The organism is Ensifer adhaerens (assembly GCF_028993555.1).
Taxonomy (GTDB): Bacteria; Pseudomonadota; Alphaproteobacteria; order Rhizobiales; family Rhizobiaceae; genus Ensifer; species Ensifer adhaerens_I.
The window spans coordinates 2,471,646-2,494,098 of the sequence record NZ_CP118611.1 but is presented as its reverse complement, the minus strand read 5'-3'; the positions used below and the strand labels follow the sequence as shown (position 1 = coordinate 2,494,098).

The 22,453-nt window shown below is 61.4% G+C and carries 20 protein-coding genes; 10 read left to right on the top strand and 10 right to left on the bottom strand.

Annotation, left to right across the window (positions count from 1 at the left end):
- Nucleotides 1-539 precede the first annotated feature (539 nt).
- The 5 genes from PWG15_RS31395 to PWG15_RS31375 all read left to right on the top strand — a co-directional run bounded on the left by PWG15_RS31395 (nt 540) and on the right by PWG15_RS31375 (nt 5,262).
- Nucleotides 540-845, top strand: a complete 306-nt coding sequence (locus PWG15_RS31395; protein WP_275025500.1) for a hypothetical protein — start codon at nt 540-542, stop codon at nt 843-845.
- A gap of 397 nt (nt 846-1,242) precedes the next feature.
- On the top strand, nt 1,243-1,626 hold the full coding sequence (locus PWG15_RS31390) for a hypothetical protein (protein WP_275025499.1): 384 nt from the start codon (nt 1,243-1,245) through the stop codon (nt 1,624-1,626).
- A gap of 109 nt (nt 1,627-1,735) precedes the next feature.
- A complete protein-coding gene (locus PWG15_RS31385; protein ID WP_275025498.1) occupies nt 1,736-2,410 on the top strand; it encodes a response regulator transcription factor in 675 nt (224 codons plus the stop codon).
- Nucleotides 2,407-3,864, top strand: a complete 1,458-nt coding sequence (locus PWG15_RS31380) for a sensor histidine kinase (protein WP_275025497.1) — start codon at nt 2,407-2,409, stop codon at nt 3,862-3,864. Before PWG15_RS31385 ends, PWG15_RS31380 begins: the two co-directional genes overlap by 4 nt.
- Nucleotides 3,865-4,008: 144 nt before the next feature.
- Nucleotides 4,009-5,262, top strand: a complete 1,254-nt coding sequence (locus PWG15_RS31375; protein ID WP_275025496.1) for an adenylate/guanylate cyclase domain-containing protein — start codon at nt 4,009-4,011, stop codon at nt 5,260-5,262.
- 51 nt (nt 5,263-5,313) lie between these two features.
- On the opposite strand, the gene hutC is transcribed toward PWG15_RS31375, so the two are convergent.
- Both hutC and PWG15_RS31365 read right to left on the bottom strand, forming a co-directional pair.
- Complete coding sequence (gene hutC, locus PWG15_RS31370; protein WP_275027280.1) at nt 5,314-6,093, bottom strand: histidine utilization transcriptional repressor HutC; 780 nt, start codon at nt 6,091-6,093, stop codon at nt 5,314-5,316.
- A gap of 132 nt (nt 6,094-6,225) precedes the next feature.
- Entirely contained in the window at nt 6,226-6,402 is a 177-nt protein-coding gene (locus PWG15_RS31365) for a hypothetical protein (protein WP_275025495.1), read from the bottom strand.
- A gap of 322 nt (nt 6,403-6,724) precedes the next feature.
- Between PWG15_RS31365 and repA the strand changes: the two genes are divergently transcribed.
- The 4 genes from repA (at nt 6,725) to PWG15_RS31345 (ending at nt 12,835) form a co-directional block, all read left to right on the top strand.
- On the top strand, nt 6,725-7,921 hold the full coding sequence (gene repA, locus PWG15_RS31360; protein ID WP_425536836.1) for a plasmid partitioning protein RepA: 1,197 nt from the start codon (nt 6,725-6,727) through the stop codon (nt 7,919-7,921).
- A gap of 3 nt (nt 7,922-7,924) precedes the next feature.
- Nucleotides 7,925-8,935: a plasmid partitioning protein RepB gene (gene repB / locus PWG15_RS31355; protein ID WP_275025491.1), complete on the top strand. Its 1,011-nt coding sequence runs from the start codon at nt 7,925-7,927 to the stop codon at nt 8,933-8,935.
- 156 nt (nt 8,936-9,091) lie between these two features.
- A complete protein-coding gene (repC, locus tag PWG15_RS31350; RefSeq protein WP_275025490.1) occupies nt 9,092-10,381 on the top strand; it encodes a plasmid replication protein RepC in 1,290 nt (429 codons plus the stop codon).
- Nucleotides 10,382-11,671: 1,290 nt separating this feature from the next.
- Nucleotides 11,672-12,835: an RHE_PE00001 family protein gene (locus PWG15_RS31345; protein ID WP_275025488.1), complete on the top strand. Its 1,164-nt coding sequence runs from the start codon at nt 11,672-11,674 to the stop codon at nt 12,833-12,835.
- A 35-nt stretch (nt 12,836-12,870) separates the two neighbouring features.
- On the opposite strand, the gene PWG15_RS31340 is transcribed toward PWG15_RS31345, so the two are convergent.
- The 6 genes from PWG15_RS31340 to PWG15_RS31315 form a co-directional block, all read right to left on the bottom strand.
- Nucleotides 12,871-13,086 carry a hypothetical protein gene (locus PWG15_RS31340; protein ID WP_275025487.1) on the bottom strand — a complete coding sequence of 72 codons (216 nt, stop codon included), beginning with the start codon at nt 13,084-13,086 and terminating at the stop codon, nt 12,871-12,873.
- Nucleotides 13,087-13,138: 52 nt separating this feature from the next.
- Complete coding sequence (locus tag PWG15_RS31335; RefSeq protein WP_275025486.1) at nt 13,139-13,843, bottom strand: Crp/Fnr family transcriptional regulator; 705 nt, start codon at nt 13,841-13,843, stop codon at nt 13,139-13,141.
- Nucleotides 13,844-13,934: 91 nt separating this feature from the next.
- On the bottom strand, nt 13,935-14,330 hold the full coding sequence (locus PWG15_RS31330; protein ID WP_275025485.1) for a hypothetical protein: 396 nt from the start codon (nt 14,328-14,330) through the stop codon (nt 13,935-13,937).
- Between the two features lie 190 nt (nt 14,331-14,520).
- Entirely contained in the window at nt 14,521-16,026 is a 1,506-nt protein-coding gene (locus PWG15_RS31325; RefSeq protein WP_275025484.1) for a tripartite tricarboxylate transporter permease, read from the bottom strand.
- A 10-nt stretch (nt 16,027-16,036) separates the two neighbouring features.
- Nucleotides 16,037-16,498, bottom strand: a complete 462-nt coding sequence (locus PWG15_RS31320; RefSeq protein WP_275025482.1) for a tripartite tricarboxylate transporter TctB family protein — start codon at nt 16,496-16,498, stop codon at nt 16,037-16,039.
- 228 nt (nt 16,499-16,726) lie between these two features.
- Entirely contained in the window at nt 16,727-17,704 is a 978-nt protein-coding gene (locus tag PWG15_RS31315) for a tripartite tricarboxylate transporter substrate-binding protein (RefSeq protein ID WP_275025481.1), read from the bottom strand.
- Nucleotides 17,705-18,037: 333 nt separating this feature from the next.
- Between PWG15_RS31315 and PWG15_RS31310 the strand changes: the two genes are divergently transcribed.
- Complete coding sequence (locus PWG15_RS31310) at nt 18,038-19,873, top strand: adenylate/guanylate cyclase domain-containing protein (protein WP_275025480.1); 1,836 nt, start codon at nt 18,038-18,040, stop codon at nt 19,871-19,873.
- 65 nt (nt 19,874-19,938) lie between these two features.
- Here PWG15_RS31310 and PWG15_RS31305 read toward each other — a convergent pair whose 3' ends face one another.
- Both PWG15_RS31305 and PWG15_RS31300 read right to left on the bottom strand, forming a co-directional pair.
- Entirely contained in the window at nt 19,939-20,724 is a 786-nt protein-coding gene (locus PWG15_RS31305; protein WP_275025478.1) for a pseudouridine synthase, read from the bottom strand.
- A gap of 76 nt (nt 20,725-20,800) precedes the next feature.
- Nucleotides 20,801-22,363, bottom strand: coding sequence for a D-aminopeptidase (locus PWG15_RS31300; protein WP_275025477.1), 1,563 nt, complete (start codon nt 22,361-22,363; stop codon nt 20,801-20,803).
- Nucleotides 22,364-22,453: the final 90 nt, after the last annotated feature.

Genomic DNA, 22,453 nt, shown 5'->3' with positions numbered 1-22,453 from the left:
GGATCTGTCGAATGACAAGTGGATGATCTTTCAATAGGCGCAAAACGCCCGCTCCTGCTTCCCGATAGGAAGCGGGAGCGGGCGCTTGGTGAGCGCCGGGTGGTCCCAGCCTGCGGGAAGAGGTCGACAATCTCGATGTCGAGAATATGGCCGAATGAAACGATACAACGGTGCTGGAAGATTTTTTTTGGTGCGGCCGATCCGAAACGCGACTGTCCGCCCGCGCTGCGGAGACGCTGTGTGTCTTTATGGGTTCCTTATGCCCAGGCTCCGTCTTCCCAAGCGATTTCCTACCTTGTTTCACGCTAACAGGAGACGGCGCAAATGCCGCAACAAGCCTCAATGGCTCCGCCTTCTTAGCGCCGTTTTTCGATGGCTTGAGACGCCGTGCCGCCGGGAACATCGCCGAATTGCGGAACGTGTCACCTTTGCAATGTGCAGCCTGACTCGCGCACCCGCGTGGCAACGACGAGAGAAGTGCACAGACGCCTCGGCACCGACCTCCCCGGTCGCGGAAACGTCTCACAACGAGCAAGACAATGAAAATCAAGAACGGGTTCAAGCCCAACCCCAAGACCAGCCGCCGATTGCCGACGGAGTATTTCATCCTGGCGGATGTTGCTTTCGAGGGCGTCGTGATCGGCTACCTTGCCGGCAGGCCTATACGGGAAGCGGTAAGGGATGGCAGCGGCCTTTGCTATCGCTTCGTCGGCGTGGCTCCGCGGCTGCCAAGTGGTGGCTTCGACGTATTGTCGCTTCGCTCCGGCGAATGGATCGTAGAGCCCGGCCTTGTCTATGCGGCCGAAACGGCGGCTGCAAAGAAAGAAGCGAATCGCGCCGCCTGACCGCCTCTGGCTCGACCGCGCCTCGATGGCCTCCGGCCCAAATCCAGCGATGGTCATGGCCGGAACGTTGTGGAAGACGTCCGCGGGGATTCCTGTGCTTTCCGCCAGATTTCCGTTGCCCTCATTGCGAACAGTACGATCGCCGAGCGCACCCAGTATCATCTTGCAAGCGCGCAGCTTTCTCCTGATCAGCCGCGCCACGATCGAAACTGAACCGTCGGCAATCTCTCCGGGGACACGCCGTCCTCCCGCAATGTCCCTGTAATCTTGCCCCTTTAGCAGCGGGTTGTCGCCGCCTCGACCCGGAACAACACTCGGGCATGCGGCAGGTCAAAGCACGACCGTGCGTTTTGCGCGTCCGCATGGATGCCGGCGCTGCGGGAAACCGGGATCCGTCATGTTCTTCAGCAAAGGGCGTCGCGCCCTCGTATGCCTCGCCGCCGCCGCCGCCGTCCTCCTGGCCGGTTGTGCATCCGACACGATGAAAACCTATATCGGCCAGCCGGTCGAATCCGTCATCATCGACTACGGTCCGCCTTCGAACGTTCTCGATCTCGGCTGGAACGAGCGCGCCTATCAGTGGCGCAAGATCTCGACGAATGTCGTCTCCGGCACCTCCAGCGGTGAAATCAGAGACACTCGACGCGGAATGCGCTACGAGGAATACACGACGCCGGGCTATGTCGAGGAACAGGAGTGCTTCTACACCTTCTATGCCCGAATGCAGCAGGGCCGCTGGTACATCACCAACTTCCGCCAGCCGAAACTGGAATGCGAGTGATGGCTGCAGCCCTTCTGGTGAGTCGCATGGATTCATTGTAAATATTTGAATCTATGCATATTTTTATTGAGTGCTCTGCTCGGAAAGACCTGCGATCGGGAGAACTGGCATGCGCATCCTGCTGCTGGAAGACGAGCCGGAGATGGCTTCGGCGCTGAAGGCGGCGCTGGAGCGGCGTCAGGTGATCGTCGATCACGTCTCGACGCTGGCCGACGCCGAAGCCGTCGCCGAACTCTGGCCCTATGACGTCGTCGTGCTCGATCGCCGGGTACCGGATGGCGAGGGGCTGGACCTCATCCCGAAACTGCGCAGTCTCGGGGTCGCGGCGCCCATATTGATGCTGACGGCATTGGGATCGATCAACGATCGGGTCGCCGGCCTCGATGCCGGTGCCGACGACTACCTGTCCAAGCCGTTTGCCGTCGAAGAACTGATGGCCCGGCTACGGGCGCTCGCCCGCCGCCCGGTCTCATTGAAAGCCGAGCAAACCAAGGTCGGACGCCTGATTTACGACTTCCACCACCGCGAAGCAGCCGTGGACGACAAGCCGCTCGATCTCTTGCGCAGAGAACGCCTTGCGCTCGAAGCCTTGATGCGTCGACCGGGCCGAACCGTGCTCAGGGCGACATTGGAGGAATCGGTCTACGCCATGGAAGACGAGATCGAGTCCAATGCGCTCGACTCGCATCTTTCACGCCTGCGCCGAAAGCTCGATGATGTCGGTGCCGGCGTCGAGATCCGGGCCATCCGCAACCTTGGCTATCTCCTGCGCGCAACGACATGAAGAAAGCTCGGCCTCGCTCGCTGCAATGGGTGCTCGTGCGCCGCCTCATCCTGCTGCAGGCGGCAACCCTGTTTGTCTTTATCGGCCTGCTTTTTCTGGCAATGTTCATCGCCCAGCCGCGCCTCCTCGTCGACAACGAAGCGGCCGTGGATGTTCTCGACCACGCCGTCGGGCGTGATGCGAGCGGCGCGTTGATGATCCGTGAGACGGACGAGCTACGGGAGCTGCGCCAGTCCCACCCCAATCTCTGGTTCATCATCCGCGACGACGCCGGCCAGGTTCTCCGACAGGGAACCGTTCCCTCCCCCTATGACGAAAGCGGCGGCGACCTGCTGCGACGTGTGGAGGGCGCGAAACTGCTGTTCGATGACGGCGGAACGCTGCCGGACGCCGTCCTCCACAACGCCGAGACCGAGGCCGGCCGCGTCCAGATCATCGCCTCGACGGTTGCTTCGCGGCGCGACAATGGCCCGCTGGACGTGCAGATCAGCGTCAACGTCGACATGGCACGCGACCTCGACGGCACGACGACCTGGACCGAGGTCGTCCCGATGATCGCACTGCTCATCCTGTGTTTCCTGTTGCCGATCGTTCTGGTGATGGGCGTGACCACATTGGTCACGGCGCCAGCCGTCGTTCGGCGTTCCCTGGCAAGCCTCATATCGACGGCTGATGAAGCCGGTCGCATCGATATCGACAATCGAGCGGTTCAGCTTGAAACCGAACATGTCCCGACCGAAATCGCGCCGTTGGTGCGTGCCTTCAACAGGGCGCTGGCGCGGCTTGGCGAAGGATATGACCAGCGCAACCGCTTCCTCACCGACGCGGCACACGAATTGCGCACCCCGATCGCGATCCTCAGAACCCGTGCCGAACTTCTGCAGGAAGCTCCGGAAAGCGCCCGCCTGAGACTGGATATCGAGCGTCTGTCTCACCTCGCTCAGCAGCTCCTCGACCGGCAGGTGCTCGAGCATGCCGGTGGCGCACTCGAAGTGGTGGATCTTGTTGCCCTCGCGAGAAACATCGTCGCAGACTTTGCGCCGTTGGCGTTCGAAGCTGGCTACGAACTGGCGTTCGAAACCGAGGTGCCGGAGGCGCGTGTCAACGCTCGGCCACGCCAGATCGAACAGGCCGTCGCCAATCTCTTGCGCAACGCCATCGAACATGGCGGCGGCACCGGCACCATCACCGTGCAGGTCAATGCCGAGGGCGGGCTTGAAATCCAGGACGAGGGCCCCGGAATTCCTCTCGAGGAACGCGACCGCGTTTTCGAGCCTTTCTATCGCTTGCGTCCCCGCTCCACCGGCGCCGGTCTGGGGCTCAATCTGGCACGGGAGATCGCCCGCCTCCACGGCGGCCGCATCGACATCCTTGTCGGCCCATGGCGAGGAGCCCGCGTCCGCTTGCATTTGCCGCTTATCGACGGGAGCCGCCCGGCGCACAAATCGGCGTGAGCGCGGACGTAACCATCCCCTTTTCTCAAAAGCTTTCGGCTTCCCCCTTATCAAGGCGCCGCTGATGCTCCACATTTGCAGCGATACATCATGAACGTTCGCCGGACGACCGGCTGAGCGCTCGACCAGCATGGAGAATTGCATATGCAGATGTCTTCGCAGGCCCCCTCCCCTTCGACCGAAGGAGAAAGCTGGCCGGCCCGGCGCCGGAGCGTGCTCGACTGGTTGATCATAGAAACACGCAACGAGCGATTTATCGACAATATCCTCGTTGAAATGTGCGACCGGCTACAGACGGTCGGTGTCCCGGTTGCACGTGCGACGCTGCATTTCCGCATCAACCATCCGCAGTGGTTGGGCGCCCGCATTCTATGGCGCAAGGGCTTGGCGGAAGCCGAAATCGATCTCTACGACTATGGAACACAAAACACCGCAGTCTACCTCAACAGCCCGCTCTATGTAATCAACAACGGCGGCACCGAAGTTCGCATGAATCTGGAGGCTCTGCCGGAAGAGCAATCTCAGAATTCACTCTATGTCGACCTGAAAGCCGAGGGCCTGACCGAGTACATTGCCTGGCCGCTCGAGCACACGCTGGGCAAACGCCATGTCGTGACCTTTACCACCGACAGAATGGGCGGCTTCGAGGATGAGCACATCACCCTTCTCTCGGATCTTCTGCCAGCGCTGGCGCTCGTCAGCGAAATCCGGCTGAAGAACCGGTTTGTGCGAACGCTGCTCGAGACCTATGTCGGTCCGCATGCCAGCGAGCAGATTCTTGCCGGCGCCACGACGCGCGGCAGCGGCGTTACCGTCGGTGCCGCGATTTTGATCTGCGACCTGCGCAACTTCACGAAACTCTCCGACCTGTGGCCGCGCGACGACGTGATCGAACTGCTCAACGCCTATTTCGACGCGATGTCGGAACCGATCGAACGGCACGGCGGCGAAATCCTCAAGTTCATGGGCGATGGGCTGCTGGCGATCTTCCCGCTCAGCAATGCCAATGCCGCCGAAAACCTGCTGCAGGCAATCCGTGAGGCGGAAGCGGCAATCGCCCTCCTCAACAAGGACAACCTCGAAAAGGGCCGCGAACCCTTTGGCTATGGGATCGGCGTCCACGTCGGCGACGTGATGTACGGCAACATCGGGTCGCGTCGGCGGCTGGACTTCACGGTGATCGGCCCCGCGGTCAACATCGCCTCGCGACTGGAGAGCCTGACCAAGGAAACGAAGCGCCCGGTGCTTCTGTCGCGGGCTTTCGTCGAACTGGCCGGCTGTGCATCCAGCATGGAGCATCTCGGCTCCTATCCCGTCAGGGGCATCGGTGAGCCGATCGAGGTCTTCGCCTTTTCGGGCAACGGTCCGGCCCCCGTCTTGCGCGTGGTGGGAGAATAGCCAGTTGTCCGCGGACAACTGGCACGTTACCGGTCGGCGAGAATTAGCCGGCTATCCGATCGGGCTCGGCGCGAACTGAGCGACGAGTTCGTGGCGATCGCCGGGATAGGTCAGCCGCACATGCGTGACCGGTGCACGACCGCTCCAGGTGCGGCGCTCGATGACCAGGCAGGCGGTGCCGGTCGAAATATCGAGCGCCTGCGCCGCCAGCTTGTTAGCTGAAACGGCGCGAATGCGGTGTTCGGCCGTACTCCATGGCACCTTGCCAAGCAGCCACGAACCGGGGGCCGCGGTCTCAAACAACTCCGCTTCCGCCTCGGGCACCGCCGCAAGGCTGATCAGGCGCTCTTCGAAACAAAAGGGACGACCGCCGGCAAAATGCCGGCACGTGACATCCAGCAACCTGGCCGATGTCGGAAGATCCAGGCGTTCGACGTCCCGGCTCTCCACCTTGCGAACCTTTCGCTCGTCCAGCTGGAAACTGTAGTCGAGCCCCAGCGATTGGACTTCGAGCTTGACGTCGTGGATCTCCATGACCGCCGACTGCACCTGCGGAAAGGTGACGTAGCTGCCCGACTTGCGTCGCCGCTCGATCAATCCGCGCTTGACCAACTCCGTCAGCGCCTTGTTCACGGTCATCCGCGAGCAGTCATACTGTTCGGTCAACTCGTGTTCGAATGGAATGCGGTGACCGGGCGGCCATTCCCCGGAGAGGATGCGCCCTTCCACGTCCCCGAGGATACGCTGATGCAAGGACAAGGATTGCCCTTGGTTATCGACGGCATCGCCGGGCTGGTCGTTTGAAACGGTTCGGTCTTGCTTGGTGTCCATGACACCGAACTTAATCATTTCCGGGCGGCGAAACAGCCCTTCTCTCTCTGTTTCGCGCTTTTCCACCATGGCGCCCGAAGCCGGATCAGACGACTGTTGACAGGTGTCAACACCTGCAGCAGCGCCTGGGGATCAATAGAGAAGATGCCACGGCGTCAGGAAGGCACGCGCCCATTCCTGATTGCGGCCAGACTCTTCGCAGTCCGGCTTTTCAACCGAAGCTGACGCGATCTCCACACGCGACTGCCGCGTCGCCTTCGGCGGCGGCGGCGCCAGATAACCGAGGGTCATTCCACCAAGATAGAACATAGCGAACCTTCTCGCATCGCGTCTCTGATGGCCACAATCGTGACACAATCCGCTCATCTGTCAATAGTCTATAAATTCTATACTCTTTTAGAGCTTCACAGGCCTACCGGCGCGTCGGCGGAAGAGCCTACCGATAGGTCCGCTACCCGAACTCAGTTGTCCGCGGACAACTGGTCGCTATCCCAGGTTCATTCGCCGCCCAAATGGGGCCCTGGGTATAAATCGCTATGCGTTTGTAAAAGCGAACCGAATCGGAGCATAGTGCATCTGCGCATATTGTTCCGATATGACGATTTTTGCGCAGTTTTCGGGGAACCCAATGTTGCAACAGAAAATTCAAGGTCACGACGAACAGGAGCATCTGCCGACGCTTCTGGCTGCCGATGCTTTGGAACTGGCGCATCAGCTACAGCAGCATCAAAAGAAGATCTTCCCTCCGCAAGCCCAAAAGGCAATGCGCCTCTTCAGCCCTGCCGAAGCCGCGGCCTTCATTGGAATCGGCGAAGGCTATCTGAGACAGGTGGCCTCAGAGGGCCACGGCCCGGCGCCCTTGTCAAACGGTCGGCGCATGTACGCGGTTGAGGACATCGAGCGCATCCGTCGTGTTCTCGACGAAGGCGGCAAGTCCGGGAAATACGTCCCGCACCGCCGCGGCGACGAGAAGCTTCAAGTCATATCGGTCATGAATTTCAAGGGCGGCTCGGCGAAGACGACGACATCTGCCCACCTTGCCCAATATCTGGCCCTGCGCGGCTACCGGACGCTCGCGATCGACCTCGATCCGCAGGCTTCGCTTTCCGCCCTCTTCGGCCACCAGCCGGAACTGGACGTTGGCGAGGGCGAAACGCTTTATGGGGCGATCCGCTACGACGAGCCGCGGCCGATCGCCGACATCGTCCGTTCGACCTACACGGCCAACCTTCACCTCATTCCTGGCAATCTCGAACTCATGGAATTCGAGCACGAGACGCCGAAGGCAATGATGATGGGTGGCGCTGCCGAGACCCTCTTTTTCGCGCGTATCGGCGACGTATTGGCAGAAATCGAGAGTTTCTACGATATCGTCGTCATCGACTGCCCGCCGCAACTCGGCTTCCTGACCATGTCGGCGCTCTGCGCTGCCACATCCGTTCTCATCACCGTGCATCCGCAGATGCTCGACGTCATGTCGATGTCGCAGTTCCTGTCGATGACGAGCGAACTGATGAGCGTCGTCGAAAAAGCCGGTGGTCGCACAAGTTACGACTGGATGCGCTATCTCGGCACGCGTTTTGAGCCGAATGACGGTCCGCAGAGCCAGATGACCGGCTTCATGCGCGCCATTTTCGGCAACCGCATGCTGCAAAACGCGATGGTGAAGTCGACAGCTATCTCCGATGCCGGCGTGACGAAGCAGACACTCTATGAAGTCGAGCGCTCGCAGTTTGTCCGCGGCACCTACGACCGCGCCATGGATTCGCTGAACCAGGTCAATGGCGAGATCGAAGAACTGATCCGCCAGGTTTGGGGGAGGAAGTAATCCATGGCCCGCAAAAATCTGATTGGCATTACCGGCGACACGACCGGAAACGACGCTGAAACGGCTCTGGAGCGGGCAGCCGCCCGGCCAATCGCCGGTCTCAGCGTCGGGACTCGGCCAGTAAGCGCCGTCGGCGGCATTACTCGGTCCCTGTCGAACATCACCCAGAAGGTTGAGCGCGCTCAGGAGCTGGAGCGCCAGCTTGCCGAAGGATTGACGATCGTCGATCTCGACCCAGCGCTCATCGACGCCTCTTTCGTCGTCGACCGTCTCGAGATTGGGGTAGATGCACAATCCGCTCTTGCTGCACAGATCCGCGAGCATGGACAACAGGTGCCCATTCTAGTGCGCCCGCATCCCGATAACGAAGGGCGCTACCAGGTTGCCTACGGTCATCGGCGATTGGCCGCTGCACGCGAGCTTGGCGGCAAGGTCCGCGCCGTTGTCCGCGATCTCAGCGACGAGCAGCTGGTCGTCTCTCAGGGGCAGGAGAACAATACCCGCACGGATCTGTCATTCATCGAGCGGTCACTTTTCGCGACGCGCCTTGAAGACCGCGGCTTCTCCCGCGAAGTCATCATGTCCTCGCTCGGTGTCGACAAGGCCGCACTTTCAAAGATGATTTCCGTCGTTCGTCGGCTACCGATCGCCCTGATCGAGGCGATTGGCCCGGCACCGGAGATCGGTCGCCGTCGCTGGTTCGAACTCGCCGAGCTTCTGGCCCAGGACGGAAAGGCCGAAGCTGCAGACGTCTTTGTCAAAGACAAAAAACTCCAGGAGGCCGGGAGCGATCAGCGCTTTGATGCGCTTTTTGCCTTCCTCAACACCTCCAAGGCGCGCGCCAGAGCCATCTCATGGGTGGCGCCCGACGATACAACCCCGGTCCGGATCCGTGAAACGGACGTCGAAACGACGCTGTCCTTCAACAGGAAGAAGGCGCCGGGCTTTGCAGATTTCGTGAGGCAGAGGCTCAAATCTCTGTACCTCGAATACCAAGAGGAAACAGGAGACTAAACAGAGCAAAAGAAAAAGGCTTCCGAACGACTAGCGCTGCGGAAACCCTTCTCTCGTGTAGCAACTAGAGAATCCCATTTCCGCGAATCGGTGTCAAGAGTTTTCAACGTCGTTTCGGCGAACGAATTTCTTTTGCCTTGAAAAAGGTGAAGACGAATGGATTGTGGGATTGTCACGACGCCCTTCGGGCGGCGGGCGATGTCGCTTGGGATGTTGGCACACCAACTTTCCAGCGTTTCGGCCGTCGACGAAGGCAAGGTCGATAAATGGAAATTGTTTCGAACGGTCTGTGCTGCCAAGTCGAGCCTTGGCATTTCCGATCGTTCTCTTGCGGTTTTGAACGCATTGCTGTCGTTCTATCCGAAGACCGAACTCGAGGGGGCCGACGGTCTCGTCGTGTTTCCATCCAATGCTCAGCTTTCTCTGAGAACGCATGGCATGGCAGAGACAACGCTTCGGCGGCACCTCGCCACCCTGGTCGAGGCCGGCCTCATTCTCCGGCGCGATAGCCCCAACGGTAAGCGCTACGCTCGCCGCGACCGCAAGGGAGCGATCGGCCAGGCTTTCGGGTTCGACCTTGCGCCGTTGCTTTCTCGCGCGGCCGAATTCGAAGCTGAAGCTGCGCGTCTGGAAGCCGACCGGCGTTACCTGCAGATGATGCGTGAACGCATGAGCCTCTGCCGCCGCGATGTAGCAAAGCTGATCGATCTGCTGCGGCCTTCCGATAGTGCCTACGCCGAAGACGCCGAAGCGCGCTGCCAGGCCGTCTACATGTCCCTCACACGCAAGCCCTCGCTCGCCGAAATCGAGCGCCTCCTCCCCGTTCTTGCCCAACTGCAGGACGAATTGACTAATCGTCTGGAAAATCTACTGAAAACACAAAATATGGCTGCCAATGAACGCCAAAATGAGCGGCACATACAGAATTCAGAATCCGATTATCTTTCTGAATCTGAACAGGCTGATGAAGGACTTGGAGTGGCATTTTCGCGCAGCGTTTCAGCAAGTGTCCTGCCAGGGAGCCAAGATGGCAGTGATCTAGTCACCGATACCGAAACATCACTGCTGCCGAAACTTCACTCACATCACGCGGCAACCCCTCCTCTGAACCGCGCTGTGCCACTGCCACTCGTCTTGAAGGCCTGCCCGCAAATCCGCGACTACGGCCCATCCGGTCGTATCGACAACTGGCGCGATCTCCTGACAGCGGCCACAGTGGTCAAAAACATGCTTGGGATCAGCCCTGATGCCTACAACGAAGCCTGCGCAACCCTCGGGCCAGAAACCACCGCGACCGTGCTGGCGTGCCTTCTGGAGCGCGCTGAGCACATTCATTCAGCTGGTGCCTATCTGCGTGACCTTACGCGCCGTGCGAAGAGCCAATCCTTCGCTGTCTCGGCAATGTTATCGGCTCGGCTACGCGCTCAGCTTTCTGCCGTCGGATAGACGAAGGGATAGCCATTCGATAGGAATTCAGCGTGGCGTTCTGATGTCGGTGCTGCTTCTCTCCGAGGTCGAAGCAAGCTTGTACAAGGCGAGCAAATGCGAGAAACTGGAAGTGCAGGGATTCGTTGATATCTTCGAGTTATTGTAGTGTTCGAGATACAATTTGAACGCCTGCCATCTCCCAGAAAATATTGATGTTTCTATCCCTTTCGGAAAGAAAGGGGGCCTTTTCTTCCGTTGCTCAGACGGCACTGAGAATGACCGAGCGATCTCTCGGGGCAGATGTCTGTGCGGGGAACCAGTGAGATTGAAAATAGCCACGGCGAAACAGTGTCCGCTGGGGTAGGTTTTCGAAGATAGGCGTAGAGACAGTCGGTTTCCGTCTGCGCGAGGCCCGTGTTGACGGCTGTCAACGCAACTGGGCGACCGTTGGGCAAAGAACTACTCGGGCTTACGGTGGCCGGTAGAATTCCTATCAACAATCTCCGTCGATAAGAGAGCGACGTGGCTGCCGCTCAAGAAGCGGTTAGACGCTCTACACTTGGCCCCTGAAGATGTTCGAAACTCTCTCAGGCCCGGTTCGACTACCGAGCGGGCGCTGACCTGACTGCAGCCCTTCTGGCCATGGGGGCAACCATCTTTGATTATGTTTTTGAAGGCCCAGAGACGCTCGATCTATTCTGCGGGGGGGGGGCTACCTCATGAGGCGCCGGTCTTCGTTTTCACGCTTTGGGCGCCCATCGACTGCGTCATTAATCGGGAAGCAAACCGTGTCGGACGCAAGCAATTGGGGGGATGCTGTCGTGCGGACATACGAGGTGATCAACCGAAACCGGCATATGCTTGGGCGGGAGATTTCAAATACCGATACGCCGGAACGAACGGTGCAGATGAACCTGGAAGCAATCGCCAATCCGCGCAATAGCTGGGCGTGTCCCTACCCCGCAGACCTGAAGAACAGCCGATCTCGCGGCCCGCCAAATGACGTATTCAGCGCGGCGCTCCCGACGGAGCGGCTCAACGTCTCTGGTAGGTTGACAGCTGTCAACAGTCGCTGCACCTGGGCCGATGCCAACCTACCTGCCGTCCCTAGTCGGACAGTGAGCCGTGTGCGTCTGAGTTCGGACAACGATAGTGCTGGCCATAAGTCAAAGAAGGTGGCCGCGCCTGCGTTCCGCCGGAACGGCGCCCCTCTCGCAATGGTCGAGATCAGATTGCATTGCCGCGCATCTGTGACGGAAATGAATATCGTGTTACGTTCCGTTTCGACGCCGAGACCCTTAGTTTGAAATGCGATACCAGATCCCCGATCCCTATCATCCGACACTGCTTCCGCTGCTGATTTCGGCAGAAGATGCCTTGGCGCGACTGGACGAGCGAACAAACCGTCATGCGGTCGAAGACGGTTTTCGTGAGCGTGGCCATTTCTTCGACGCGGCGGCGGCGCTATGGGTTGCCGGAGAGCTCGTCCATGTCGAGGACCTCGTGCTGCACGATGCCCATATGGATGCGCGTGCCCCGACGCATGAATTGACGATTGCCCATTCGGTTATTCGCGCGCGGCGGCGCATCTGGCTGGGCGAGCCCGGATGGGCGTTTTCGCCTCAGGGGATCGCCGCCCTTCGAGGCGAACAGCTTGCACCAGCGAATGCCGGCGCTCTGCCTGCAGAGGCAGGGCCGGAGCCGCAATCTCACGCCACCGGCAACGACCGCGATCTTGAGGTGGACGACGACGAGGACGGCAATCCGATGGCTGCCGAGTTCGCGGCCATCGATGCAGCGATCGCCCGGTCACAGCAGCTGCTGGAAGCGCACGACAAGGATACGCTCGAAGTCGCCGAGCGCGCGGCACGCGTGACCGCACAGGAGCCCATGGGACAGCTAGGCCTGCTCTTTGACGAGGAATGGGACGAAGACGCGCGGATCGACGAATGGCGACAGGTGGTCGCAACCGCAGACAAGCTGCCGGCCAGCCTTGGCGCCGTACTGCTCTTCGATGCCTGGGAGCGGATCGAGCCGCTGCGTCGCCAGCACTGGTTGGGCTCGCTGCTCGTTGGCGCCTATCTGAGATCACGCGGGAAGATCACCTCGCATCTCCTCGCCTTCAATGCCGGACAGAAGGTCGTCCGCCATGAGCGGCGGCGCTCACAAGACCCAGCGACACGATGGAGTGCCTTCCTGGAAGCGATGGCGGTGACCGCGGATCTCGGGCTTAAGGAACTCGACCGTCTATCGCTGGCCAAGACCCAGATGGAGATGCGCATCCGCGATCGCCGCTCCAACAGCAGCCTGCCGGCGCTGATCGAGCTGGTTCTGTCGCGACCGATCGTTTCCGCCACGCTCGTCGCCCAGCATGTCGGCGTGACGCCGCGCGGTGCATTGAACCTTGTGAGGGAACTGGGCATCCGTGAAATGACCGGCCGCGGACGTTACCGCGGCTGGGGTGTGCTTTAGGTCATGCGCTGAATGCCGATGGGAGCATCTGGCCACTAGCCCATGGTGATCAAGATCAGCAGCACGAAAACGACGGGGACAAGAACCAGGGCCGGGATGATGATCGCTGGATAGCCGAAAGCGATGATCGCGAGCAGCCAGATCAATGCGCAGTTGATCACAAACAGGACTTTTGCCGTCTGTGATCCCTGTGCGGCTTCCTTCAGCATCCAGCCGAACACCGGCACGTTGTAGACAAGTCTGGCAATCATTGTTCTTCCTTTTCTGGGGCAGTCCGGGTGGGGATGTTCTGTTCGGAGAGCTTCAATTCTGGGGTTGCACGCCGCTGGCCGTCCGCTGGCGGGTGAGGCCGGCAGCGGTTTCAAGGCGTTCGGGATCGAGCACACGCATGCTCTTTGGATGGCTGAAGTCGATCAGACCTTCGCGCTTGAAGCGGTTGAGACACCGGCTGACGGTCTCGACGGTAAGGCCGAGCCAGTCGGCAAGATCTGCTCGGGTAAGGTGCAGGTGAAAGCACAATCGGGCAGGGGCGCCGCTGCGACCGCTGCGATTGAACAGGCGTGACAATTCGACCAGAGCACTGGCCACCTTCTCGCTCGCGGTCTTGCGGCCAAGCAGAGTGGCATGCGTCTGTAGCCTATGCAACGTCGTCTTCAACTCGCTGGCGACAGCCGGATTGGTTGCGTGAAGTTCGGCGTCGCCGAGGGTTTCAATACGCGCGATGCTCAATGTCTCTGCCGTGGCAATGTTGCGGCCCTCGACTGTGAAACCGAAAAGCCGGCCTGGACCGAGCACATCGGTGATCTGTCTGCGGCCGTCGTCGAGCAACTGGGAGAGAACGATGCAGCCATCGAGCACGCGAAACAGCGAGCGGTTGCGGCCACCTTCAAAGAGCAGTGTGAAGTTTTCGCCGACCACACGGCTGCGAGCTGGAACACGTGGCGGTCTGGTCAGGGACGCAAGGGGAGGGGCCGCGGGTGGGGCGACCGTGGATTGGGTTTCGGGCATAGGATTTGTCCGCGCTGCGAATGCAAGGAGGCATGGCAGCCTCGCTGCGATCCGACGTCGAAGGGGGGCGTTGACAGCTGTCAACGCGGTTTCAAAGCCAGGCGACGGCTTCAGGTGGCCCACGCGGACTGGAATTCGGGAAATGAACCTGTGTCGCCGGCTGTACGGCGGCGACCGCAACCAAGGGCGCAAGGCTTCCCTGCAGGCGCTCGCCGACGGTGTCACCCGGTGGGGGCAGCAGCGCCCAGAAGAATCGGCAGGCACTGCAGACATGTTTCTGCGCCGGCTTTTCCTTCCCGTCGGGGTCAGTACCGGTTTGACAGAAGTCCGGCAGTGAACCGTCGGGCAGGGCGTAGAGCGCATAGTCGGTTGCCGAGATTGGGGCCGCGAGCGCAGGGCCGAGATGGGCGAAACCCAGCAGGAAAAGAGCCATGGCGCACAGGGTGCGCAGGGCCTTGTCCCATCTTGATTTCGTGCGACGTGTCATCGCTCAGTTTCGTCCTCGTCTCTTTCTTCGACGAAGCCAGAGATAGGCGAGCAGCTTGACAAAGCTCAATGTGGCAAACCGCGCAGGGGCAGAATGCCGCAGTCATGGGAACGCCGCGCGTCCGGTTGAAAGTGCGGCGTTCTAACGTTTTGATTTATATGGATATTGTTGCGAAAATGGCTGGCAGCGATCAATCTTCCTCGACAAAGACCTCCTGCCGCTTGGCCTTTACGCTCGGCAGGAATACGACGATGAGCACCAACGCCGCGATCAGAAGCAGGATCGCGCTGATCGGTCGGGTGACGAAGGTCGTCGGATCGCCGCGCGACAGGATCATGGCGCGGCGGAGATTTTCCTCAAGCAGCGGCCCGAGTACGAAGCCGAGCAGCAGCGGCGCTGGTTCGCAGCGCAGCTTCAGCAGCAGGTAGCCGACGAGGCCGAAGAAGGCGACGGCATAGAGGTCATAGACGTTGGAGTTGACGCTGTAGACGCCGATCGAGCAGAAGGCCATGATGATCGGGAAGAGCACGTAGTAGGGGATCTTGAGCAGTTTTACCCAGAGCCCGATCAACGGCAGGTTCAAGACCACCAGCATCAGGTTGCCGATCCACATCGATGCGATGATGCCCCAGAAGAGCGCGGGCTGCTCGGTCGCGACGTTCGGACCGGGCACGATGCCCTGGATGATCATCGCGCCGATCATCAGTGCCATGACCGGGTTGGCCGGAATGCCGAGGGTCAGGAGCGGGATGAACGAGGTCTGTGCACCGGCATTGTTGGCACTTTCCGGACCGGCAACGCCGGCGATGGCGCCGTGGCCGAACTCTTCAGGACGGTCCGAGACACGCTTTTCGACGGTATAGGAGGCGAAGGCAGCAAGGATTGCCCCGCCGCCCGGTAGGATACCGAGTGCCGAGCCGATGATGGTGCCGCGCACGACAGGCGCGAACATGCACTTGAAGTCATCGCGGGTCGGCATCAGGTCTGTGACCTTGGCCATCAGCACTTCGCGGGTGCGCTCGTTTTCGAGGTTGCGCAGGATTTCGGCGATGCCGAAGACGCCAACCGCGAGGGCCACGAAATTCAGTCCGTCGGCGTATTCCCGGATGCCAAGCGTGAAGCGCGGCGTGCCGGAATAGATGTCGGTGCCGACCAGCCCGAGCAGCAGGCCGAGCGCCACCATGGCCAGAGCCTTGGTGATCGATCCATGGGCAAGGGCGATCGAGGAGACGAGACCGACGATCATCAGCGAAAAGTACTCGGCCGCGCCGAACTGCAGAGCGATCTCGGTCAACGGCGGTGCAAAGACTGCGACGAGGAAAGTCGAGACGGTGCCGGCGAAGAATGAGCCGAGCGCTGCAATGGCGAGTGCCGCTCCGGCGCGCCCCTTGCGGGCCATCTGGTAGCCGTCGATCGCGGTCACCGCCGAGGATGATTCGCCTGGCATGTTGATCAGGATGGCGGTGGTCGAGCCGCCGTACTGGGCGCCGTAGTAGATGCCGGCCAGCATGATCAGCGACGAGACCGGCTCGAGTTGGAAGGTGATGGGCAGCAGCATGGCGATGGTCGCCGTGGCGCCAATGCCAGGAAGGACGCCAATCAAGGTGCCGAGCAAAACGCCAATCAGGCAGAAGAGCAGGTTGGCTGGAGAGCCGGCGGTTACAAAGCCGAGTGCAAGATTGTCGAAGAGTTCCATTGCGCGTCTCCTAGAACTGGACCCAGGGGCCGAAGCGTTGGAAGGGAAGGCCAAGACCGTAGCTGAAAACTGCGACCGAGAAGGCCGTCAGCGCCGCCGACAGCGCGAGCGCCATCAGTGGTGTCATCCGGCCCGACGCGAAGCAGGCGATCAGAGCGGTGAAGAACAGCGCGGGCACGAAGCCGAGGCCGCGCACAGTCATGCCGAAGAAGACCGGCGCCGGCAGGATGAAGGCCATGCCACGGATCGCGATCGGGCCGATCGGTTCGCCTTGGACGCGGGTGGACTGCACGAGGATCACGACGCCGAGCAGTGTCAGGATGATCGCCAGCACCAGCGGGAAGTATCCCGGGCCCATGCGAAAGGCGGTGCCAAGCTCGAGATTGAAAGCCTGCCAGGCGAAGAACAGTCCGACTGCCGTCAGGATGCCGCCGCAAAGCGCATTGGTGGTGTCAAAGGAGAGTGATTTCATCGTGTCCCCATATGTTGCTAGCGGGGCAGCCGGCCGAGGCGTGACGAGCGGCCTCCCGCATTTGCATTGCCGGCGCGGAGCCGGGTTCGCTCAGTGGGCATGGTTGCGTTGACAGCTGTCAACAGATGCTGACGGGTTCGATCCCTCGTGAGGCGTGCCGTCAATGCATCGCCCGAAGTCGAGCGGCCGCGCCCCGACCTGGTCAGAGCGCGGCGCGACGAGCATGGATCAATCGGCGTACTGGCCGGCAGCCTCGATCACCGGCTTCCAACGGGCGATTTCGCTTTCGAGCTTGGCCTTCAACGCAGCCGGGGTGGCATCGGCATCCGACGAAGGTTCGGTACCGAGTTCGCCGAAGCGGGCGACGACATTCGGATCCTTGAGTGCGACCTGCAGCGACTTCGACAGGCGCTCGGTCACTTCGGCCGGTGTACCCTTCGGGGCGTAGACGCCGTGCCAGATGCCAACCTGGAGGTTCGGCAGGCCCGCCTCGGCCGTCGTCGGCAGATCCGGGAAGACCTTGAGCCGCGCAGGCGAGGTGACGGCGTAGGCCTTGATCGTGCCGCCCTGAATCTGCTTCGTGGTGTTGGTGGTCTGGTCGCACATAATGTCGACCTGGCCGCCGAGAAGATCGGTCATTGCCGGGCCGGTACCCTTGTAAGGCACGGTCGTCAGCGGCGTTTCGATCGCGCTCATGAACATCATGCCGCAGAGATGCGAGGCAGCACCGATACCGGCATTGGCAACGGTAACGGTGTCCTTGTTCGCTTTCACGTACTCGACGAGACCCTTGAGGTCTGCCGGCTCCAGATCCTTGCGCGCGACGATGGTCATCGGCACTTCGGTGACGAGGCCGACATACTCGAAGGAGTTCAGCGTGTCATAGGCGAGCTTGCGGTAGAGCGTGGCGCTCGTCGCCATGCCGATATGATGCAGAAGCACGGTGTAACCATCCGGATCGGCCTGGGCGACGCGACCGGCGCCAAGCGTGCCGCCGGCGCCGCCGACGTTCTCGACGATGATCTGCTGGCCGAGATCCTTGGACATGGATTCAGCCACGAGACGCGCGACGGTATCCGTCGGGCCGCCGGCCGAGAACGGCACGACCATGGTGATCGAGCGTTCGGGATAGGTCTGTGCATTGGCGGAAACGGCGAAAAGCGACAGGGCGGCAACAGCGCCGAGCAGGGCATTCAGGGTTTTCATCTCTTCCTCCCGGATGAAATATCGGCCAGCCGACAAGGTTTCCTCCCGCGCCGGTTCTGGGTTTCTCCATTTGCAAACGCAAACTTTGCGCAGACAACGGCTTAGCGGGGCGACGGCGCGTATTTGTCGGGCGCATGCGTTGATTTGGGTGGATTTGGAAACAAGCGGCCAATCGCATGGGTGGATTTCCACCCATCAGGGGGAGGCGCGGTACCGTGTCCTTGGTTCAGCAGCGATCGGGCGCCTTCGCTTGTTTCTTATGCCTGGGTGTGTTGGACTGGCCTCGTGGAGGCCGAGCCTTCACAGTAAGCACTCGCCCATGGGAATGGTTGGATGCGCAAGCTGGCCGCTGTTCTGTGTATCGATGTCGCCGGTTACAGCAAGCTGATGGGACGTGATGAGGCAGGTACCCTTGCCCGCGTCAAGGCGGCCTTTGCGGCATTCGATCCGGCGCTGGCGCGACACCATGGGCGTATCGTCAAGCTGATGGGCGACGGTGCCCTGATCGAGTTTGCGAGCGCGGTCGACGCGACCCTGTGCGCAATGGCGCTTCAGAGCGTGGCAGTGGCCACCGATCCTTCACTCCGCTTTCGCATGGGGCTCAATCTGGGTGATGTGATCGCCGAAGACGGCGATCTCTATGGGGAAGGGGTCAACATCGCAGCGCGGCTGCAGGCTCTCGCCCGGCCCGGTGGGATCATCCTCTCCGAAGCGGTCCGCGAGCACATCGCCGGAAAGCTGAGCCTTGCCCTGGAAGATCTCGGGCCGACGTCGCTCAAAAACATCGAGCGTGCCGTCCGCGCCTTTGCCATCCAAGCTGGCGGGCCGGCAGAGACCACCGGCAAGCGGGAGCGGATCGGTATCTGTGTCCTGCCTTTCACCAACATGAGCGGCGATCCGGAGCAGGATTATTTCAGTGCCGGCGTTACAGAAGACATCATCATTGATCTCAGCAAGCTCTCGCCGCTTTCGGTCGTCTCGCGGGCGACTTCCTTCGGGTTGAAAGCACAGAGCGCGCGGATCGTCGCGCAACAACTTGATGTCGCCTACATCCTCGAAGGCAGTGTGCGCAAGGTGGGTGACCGAATCCGACTGGCGGCGCAGTTGATCGATGGGAGCAATGAAGCGACCGTCTGGGCCGAGCGCTTCGACCGAGACATCAGGGACGTGTTGCTGCTGCAGTCAGACCTTGCAAGCGCCGTCGTCGAGGCGCTCCGGCTTCAGTTGCTACCTTCCGAGCGCCAGGCTTTGGAACGCACGGCGCCGACCGATCCGGAGGCATACAAGCTGTTTCTGCTGGCGCGCGAATACAATATCTCCGGATCCGAACGACACCTGCCGCTGATCATCCGGCTTTGCCGTCGCGTGACCGAACTGGAGCCCGGCAATGCACGCGCCTGGGCCCTTCTTGGCGAAACGCTGAACCGTCTGCGACGCAGCGTCGGCGGCGCGGAAACGGGCGAGCTGGAAATCGACCGCGCCCTCGAACTCGACCCCGGCCTTGCCAGTGCCCATGCCGCAAAGGCGCTGCTGTTTCTGTACAGAGGAGAGTTCGGTGAGGCTGAGCGCCAGTGTGCGATTGCGCTGCAACTCGAACCCGACGACTACGCCACCAATCTCGCTGCCGGCAGAACCTGCCTCATGCGCCGCCGCTATGATGACGCCATTCGCCACTTCGAGCGGGCCGCAGCGCTGGCGCCTGCAGACTACAACGCTGCCGCCATGGCCATCCAATGCTACCAGGGCAAGGGCGATGAGCAGGCCGCGCTTGCGGCCTGTCGCCGCGCGTTGGCCCGGATCGAGCGCATCGTCGCTGCCGAGCCGGATCATAGCGGCGCGATCGGGCATGGCGCCGGTATCCTTGCGCTCCTCGGTGATCGTGAGCGGGCGAATGAATGGGCATCACGCGCCAGTCTGCTGGAGCCTGACAACATCCAACTGCAGGCAAATCTGGTTTGTGCCTGGGCGATCAGTGGTGACGCTGAAGCGGCCCTGAACGCACTTGAGCGTATCGCGTCGGAGATAAGCGGGGAGTTGCTGGTGTGGATGGAAAACGACAACGACCTGGACAGCTTGCGCTCGTTGCCGCGTTTCGCGCAGATCATACGCGCGACCAAGGCACGCTTCGTCGATCCGACCTTGCCTGAAGGGGATGCCGCGAACGAATGATAGGCCTATCGTGGAGATCGTTCGCCGGACCTAGCGGCACAATCAGGTCGGCGGCAACTGGACCGTCAAAGCCCGGTGCGTTGCCTCAGATAGGTAACTTCCTCGGGGGTCAGGCTGCGGCTCGTCCCCTTCGGCAAATCGCCAAGAGCGATCGTCCCGATCGAAATCCGCAGCAGGCGCAGCACCTCGAAGCCGAGCGCATCGAGCATGCGGCGGATCTGGCGGTTGCGCCCTTCCTCCAGCTCGACCTCGATCCACGTGTTCTTGTCGCCACCCCTGAGGTGGAGGGCGCGCGCAGCGCGCAGAACCTCGCCACCTTCCTCGATGCCGGCAACCATCTGCTCGAGCTGACCAGCATCGATCTGCCCGGCAATCTGCACGTGGTAGACCTTGCCGAGATGGGTTTCAGGATCGAGCAGGCGCTGGGCGAGAACCGTGTCGTTGGTGAAAAGCAGAAGTCCCTCGCTCGCCTTGTCGAGGCGACCAACCGGGGACAAGAACGAAGTGTCCATATCCTTCAGGCAATCGAATACGGTCGACCGGCCTTCGGGATCGTGGCGGGTCGTGACCAGTCCACGCGGTTTGTTCAGCATCAGATAGATCTTGTCTTCGGCAAGCACCGGCTTGCCGTCGACCGTGATGCGATCCTTGTCGATATCGACCCAGTGTGAAAGGTCCGTGATCTTGCGTCCGCCGACGCTGACACGTCCTTCGAGCACGAACTTTTCGGCCTGCGTGCGCGAACAGTAGCCGAGCTTGGAAAGCGCGCGGGCAACGGTTACGCGCTTGCCGGCATCGGCCGCGGGGCGGCGGCCGTTGTCTCGAGCGGTTGTTGGTCGCTTCTGCTTCACGCTGTGGTCTTCCGGTTACTGGTCATGTGGCGGCTCGTTACCGCGCTTCTGCTTATCCGGCGGAGCGACAGCCCCATTAGCCGATCTTCGTGTAGTCGATCCGCCGGGCGAGCCAGCAGCCGATCGTGAGGCCAGCCACGTTGCCTTGCGGGTCGCGTCGGACGAGCACTGTCCAGTCTCCCGGTGCTGGCGCATCCATCGAGCGCATGCAGCGAAGAAGCCAGACGTCTTCGGCCAGCGGTCGCATCGCGTGCATCGCGCCGGTCCCGAGCGAACCGTCGAAGCCGCCGTAGAAGACACCATTGGTGGAAACGATGTCGAGATGGGCGTCGAGTTCAGCCTGATAGTAGCGACCGGCGATATCGGGAAGCGCGGTGCCGGAGATGCGCTCGGCGTTCACCGTCAGATTTTCGCGAGGCCGTTCCATGCGAAGCGAGCCGGCTTGCGCAGTCAGCGTCACTGAGGCCGAACGCGCGTTGCCGTCGGCGCTGACAGAAAGCGACTCCGGAGAGGTCGCAAACCGCAGCTCGACGCGGGACGATCCGGTAGGCCTGGTGACAAGCGCGAGGCCTGTGTCCGCATCCAGATAGCTGCCGGTACCCTTGGCGTCCCAGCTACCGGATGCGGTTTCGGTTTCCTCGTGGCCGAGAGCGATCTTCATCAGCGTCACCGCCGCCGCATGGGCATCGCCTTCGTGATTGAACATCACCACGACCGAGAGGCGTTCCGCCGGTGCGTAGAGCCTGCGGCAGCGAAAGCCGCGGAGTGCGCCACCGTGGCCGCTGATGACCGCATCGCCGATCGTTTCCTGTGCCAGGCCGAAGCCGTAAGGTGCCGGGCGGCCATCGGCATAGGTCTGCGGCGCAGTGAGACGGCGGTAGAGCCCGTCCGCATCGTCACGCGTCCGGTCGATGAAGCATTCCCAGGCCAGCATGTCGTCAAGCGAGGCGGAAACACCGGCGTCGCCTGCCCAATAGATGCGGTTGAGCGCCTCGAAATAGCCTGTCGTCTCGTTGCCCTCGTAGCCGACGATACCATCCGGCGGCAGGCTCGTATCCGGTGTCAGGGCGGCGGTCTGCATGGCTGCGGGATCAAAGACGGAGCGCTGGTAGAGTTCCGCCATCGAGCGGCCGGTATGCTCTTCGATGAGGCCGGCGAGAATGCGGAAATTGCCGTTGGAATAGGAATAGCGGGTGCCGGGCTCGAAATGCGTCGAGCGCGCCTTGGAGAGCAGTGGGCGCGCATCCTCGCGGCGGAAGACGCCGTCGTGACTGGCGCCCTGCAGTACTGTCAATGCCCAGTAGTCGCGAAGTCCGGACTGGTTGTGGCAGAGATGGGCCGCGGTCGGGCGCTTGCCCTCAAGCAGGGGGAGATAGGCGTCGAGCGCCCGGTCGAGCTTTTCGGGATGACCGACCGTGTCCAGCAGAACGGCGCAGGTCAGTTGCTTGGTGATCGAGCAGATCGGTATCCGCGTCGCCATCGTCATCGGCTTGCGGGCCGTCAGGTCGGCATAGCCCCAGGCGTGGCGCAAGATGACCTCGCCATCTCTCACCACACCGGCAACGCCGCCCGGTCCGGGGTAGTGCTGCGGCAAGGCTGCGAGGGCGCGTTCAAGGACGGAAAGATCAGGAGTGTTCATGGCGCTGACGGTCTGTCGGACGGAGGGTAGGGGACGTTGTGTTCCGTTCGTATCGCCCCCTCCTTCCGCATGCAATGCCTGCAGCCCCGC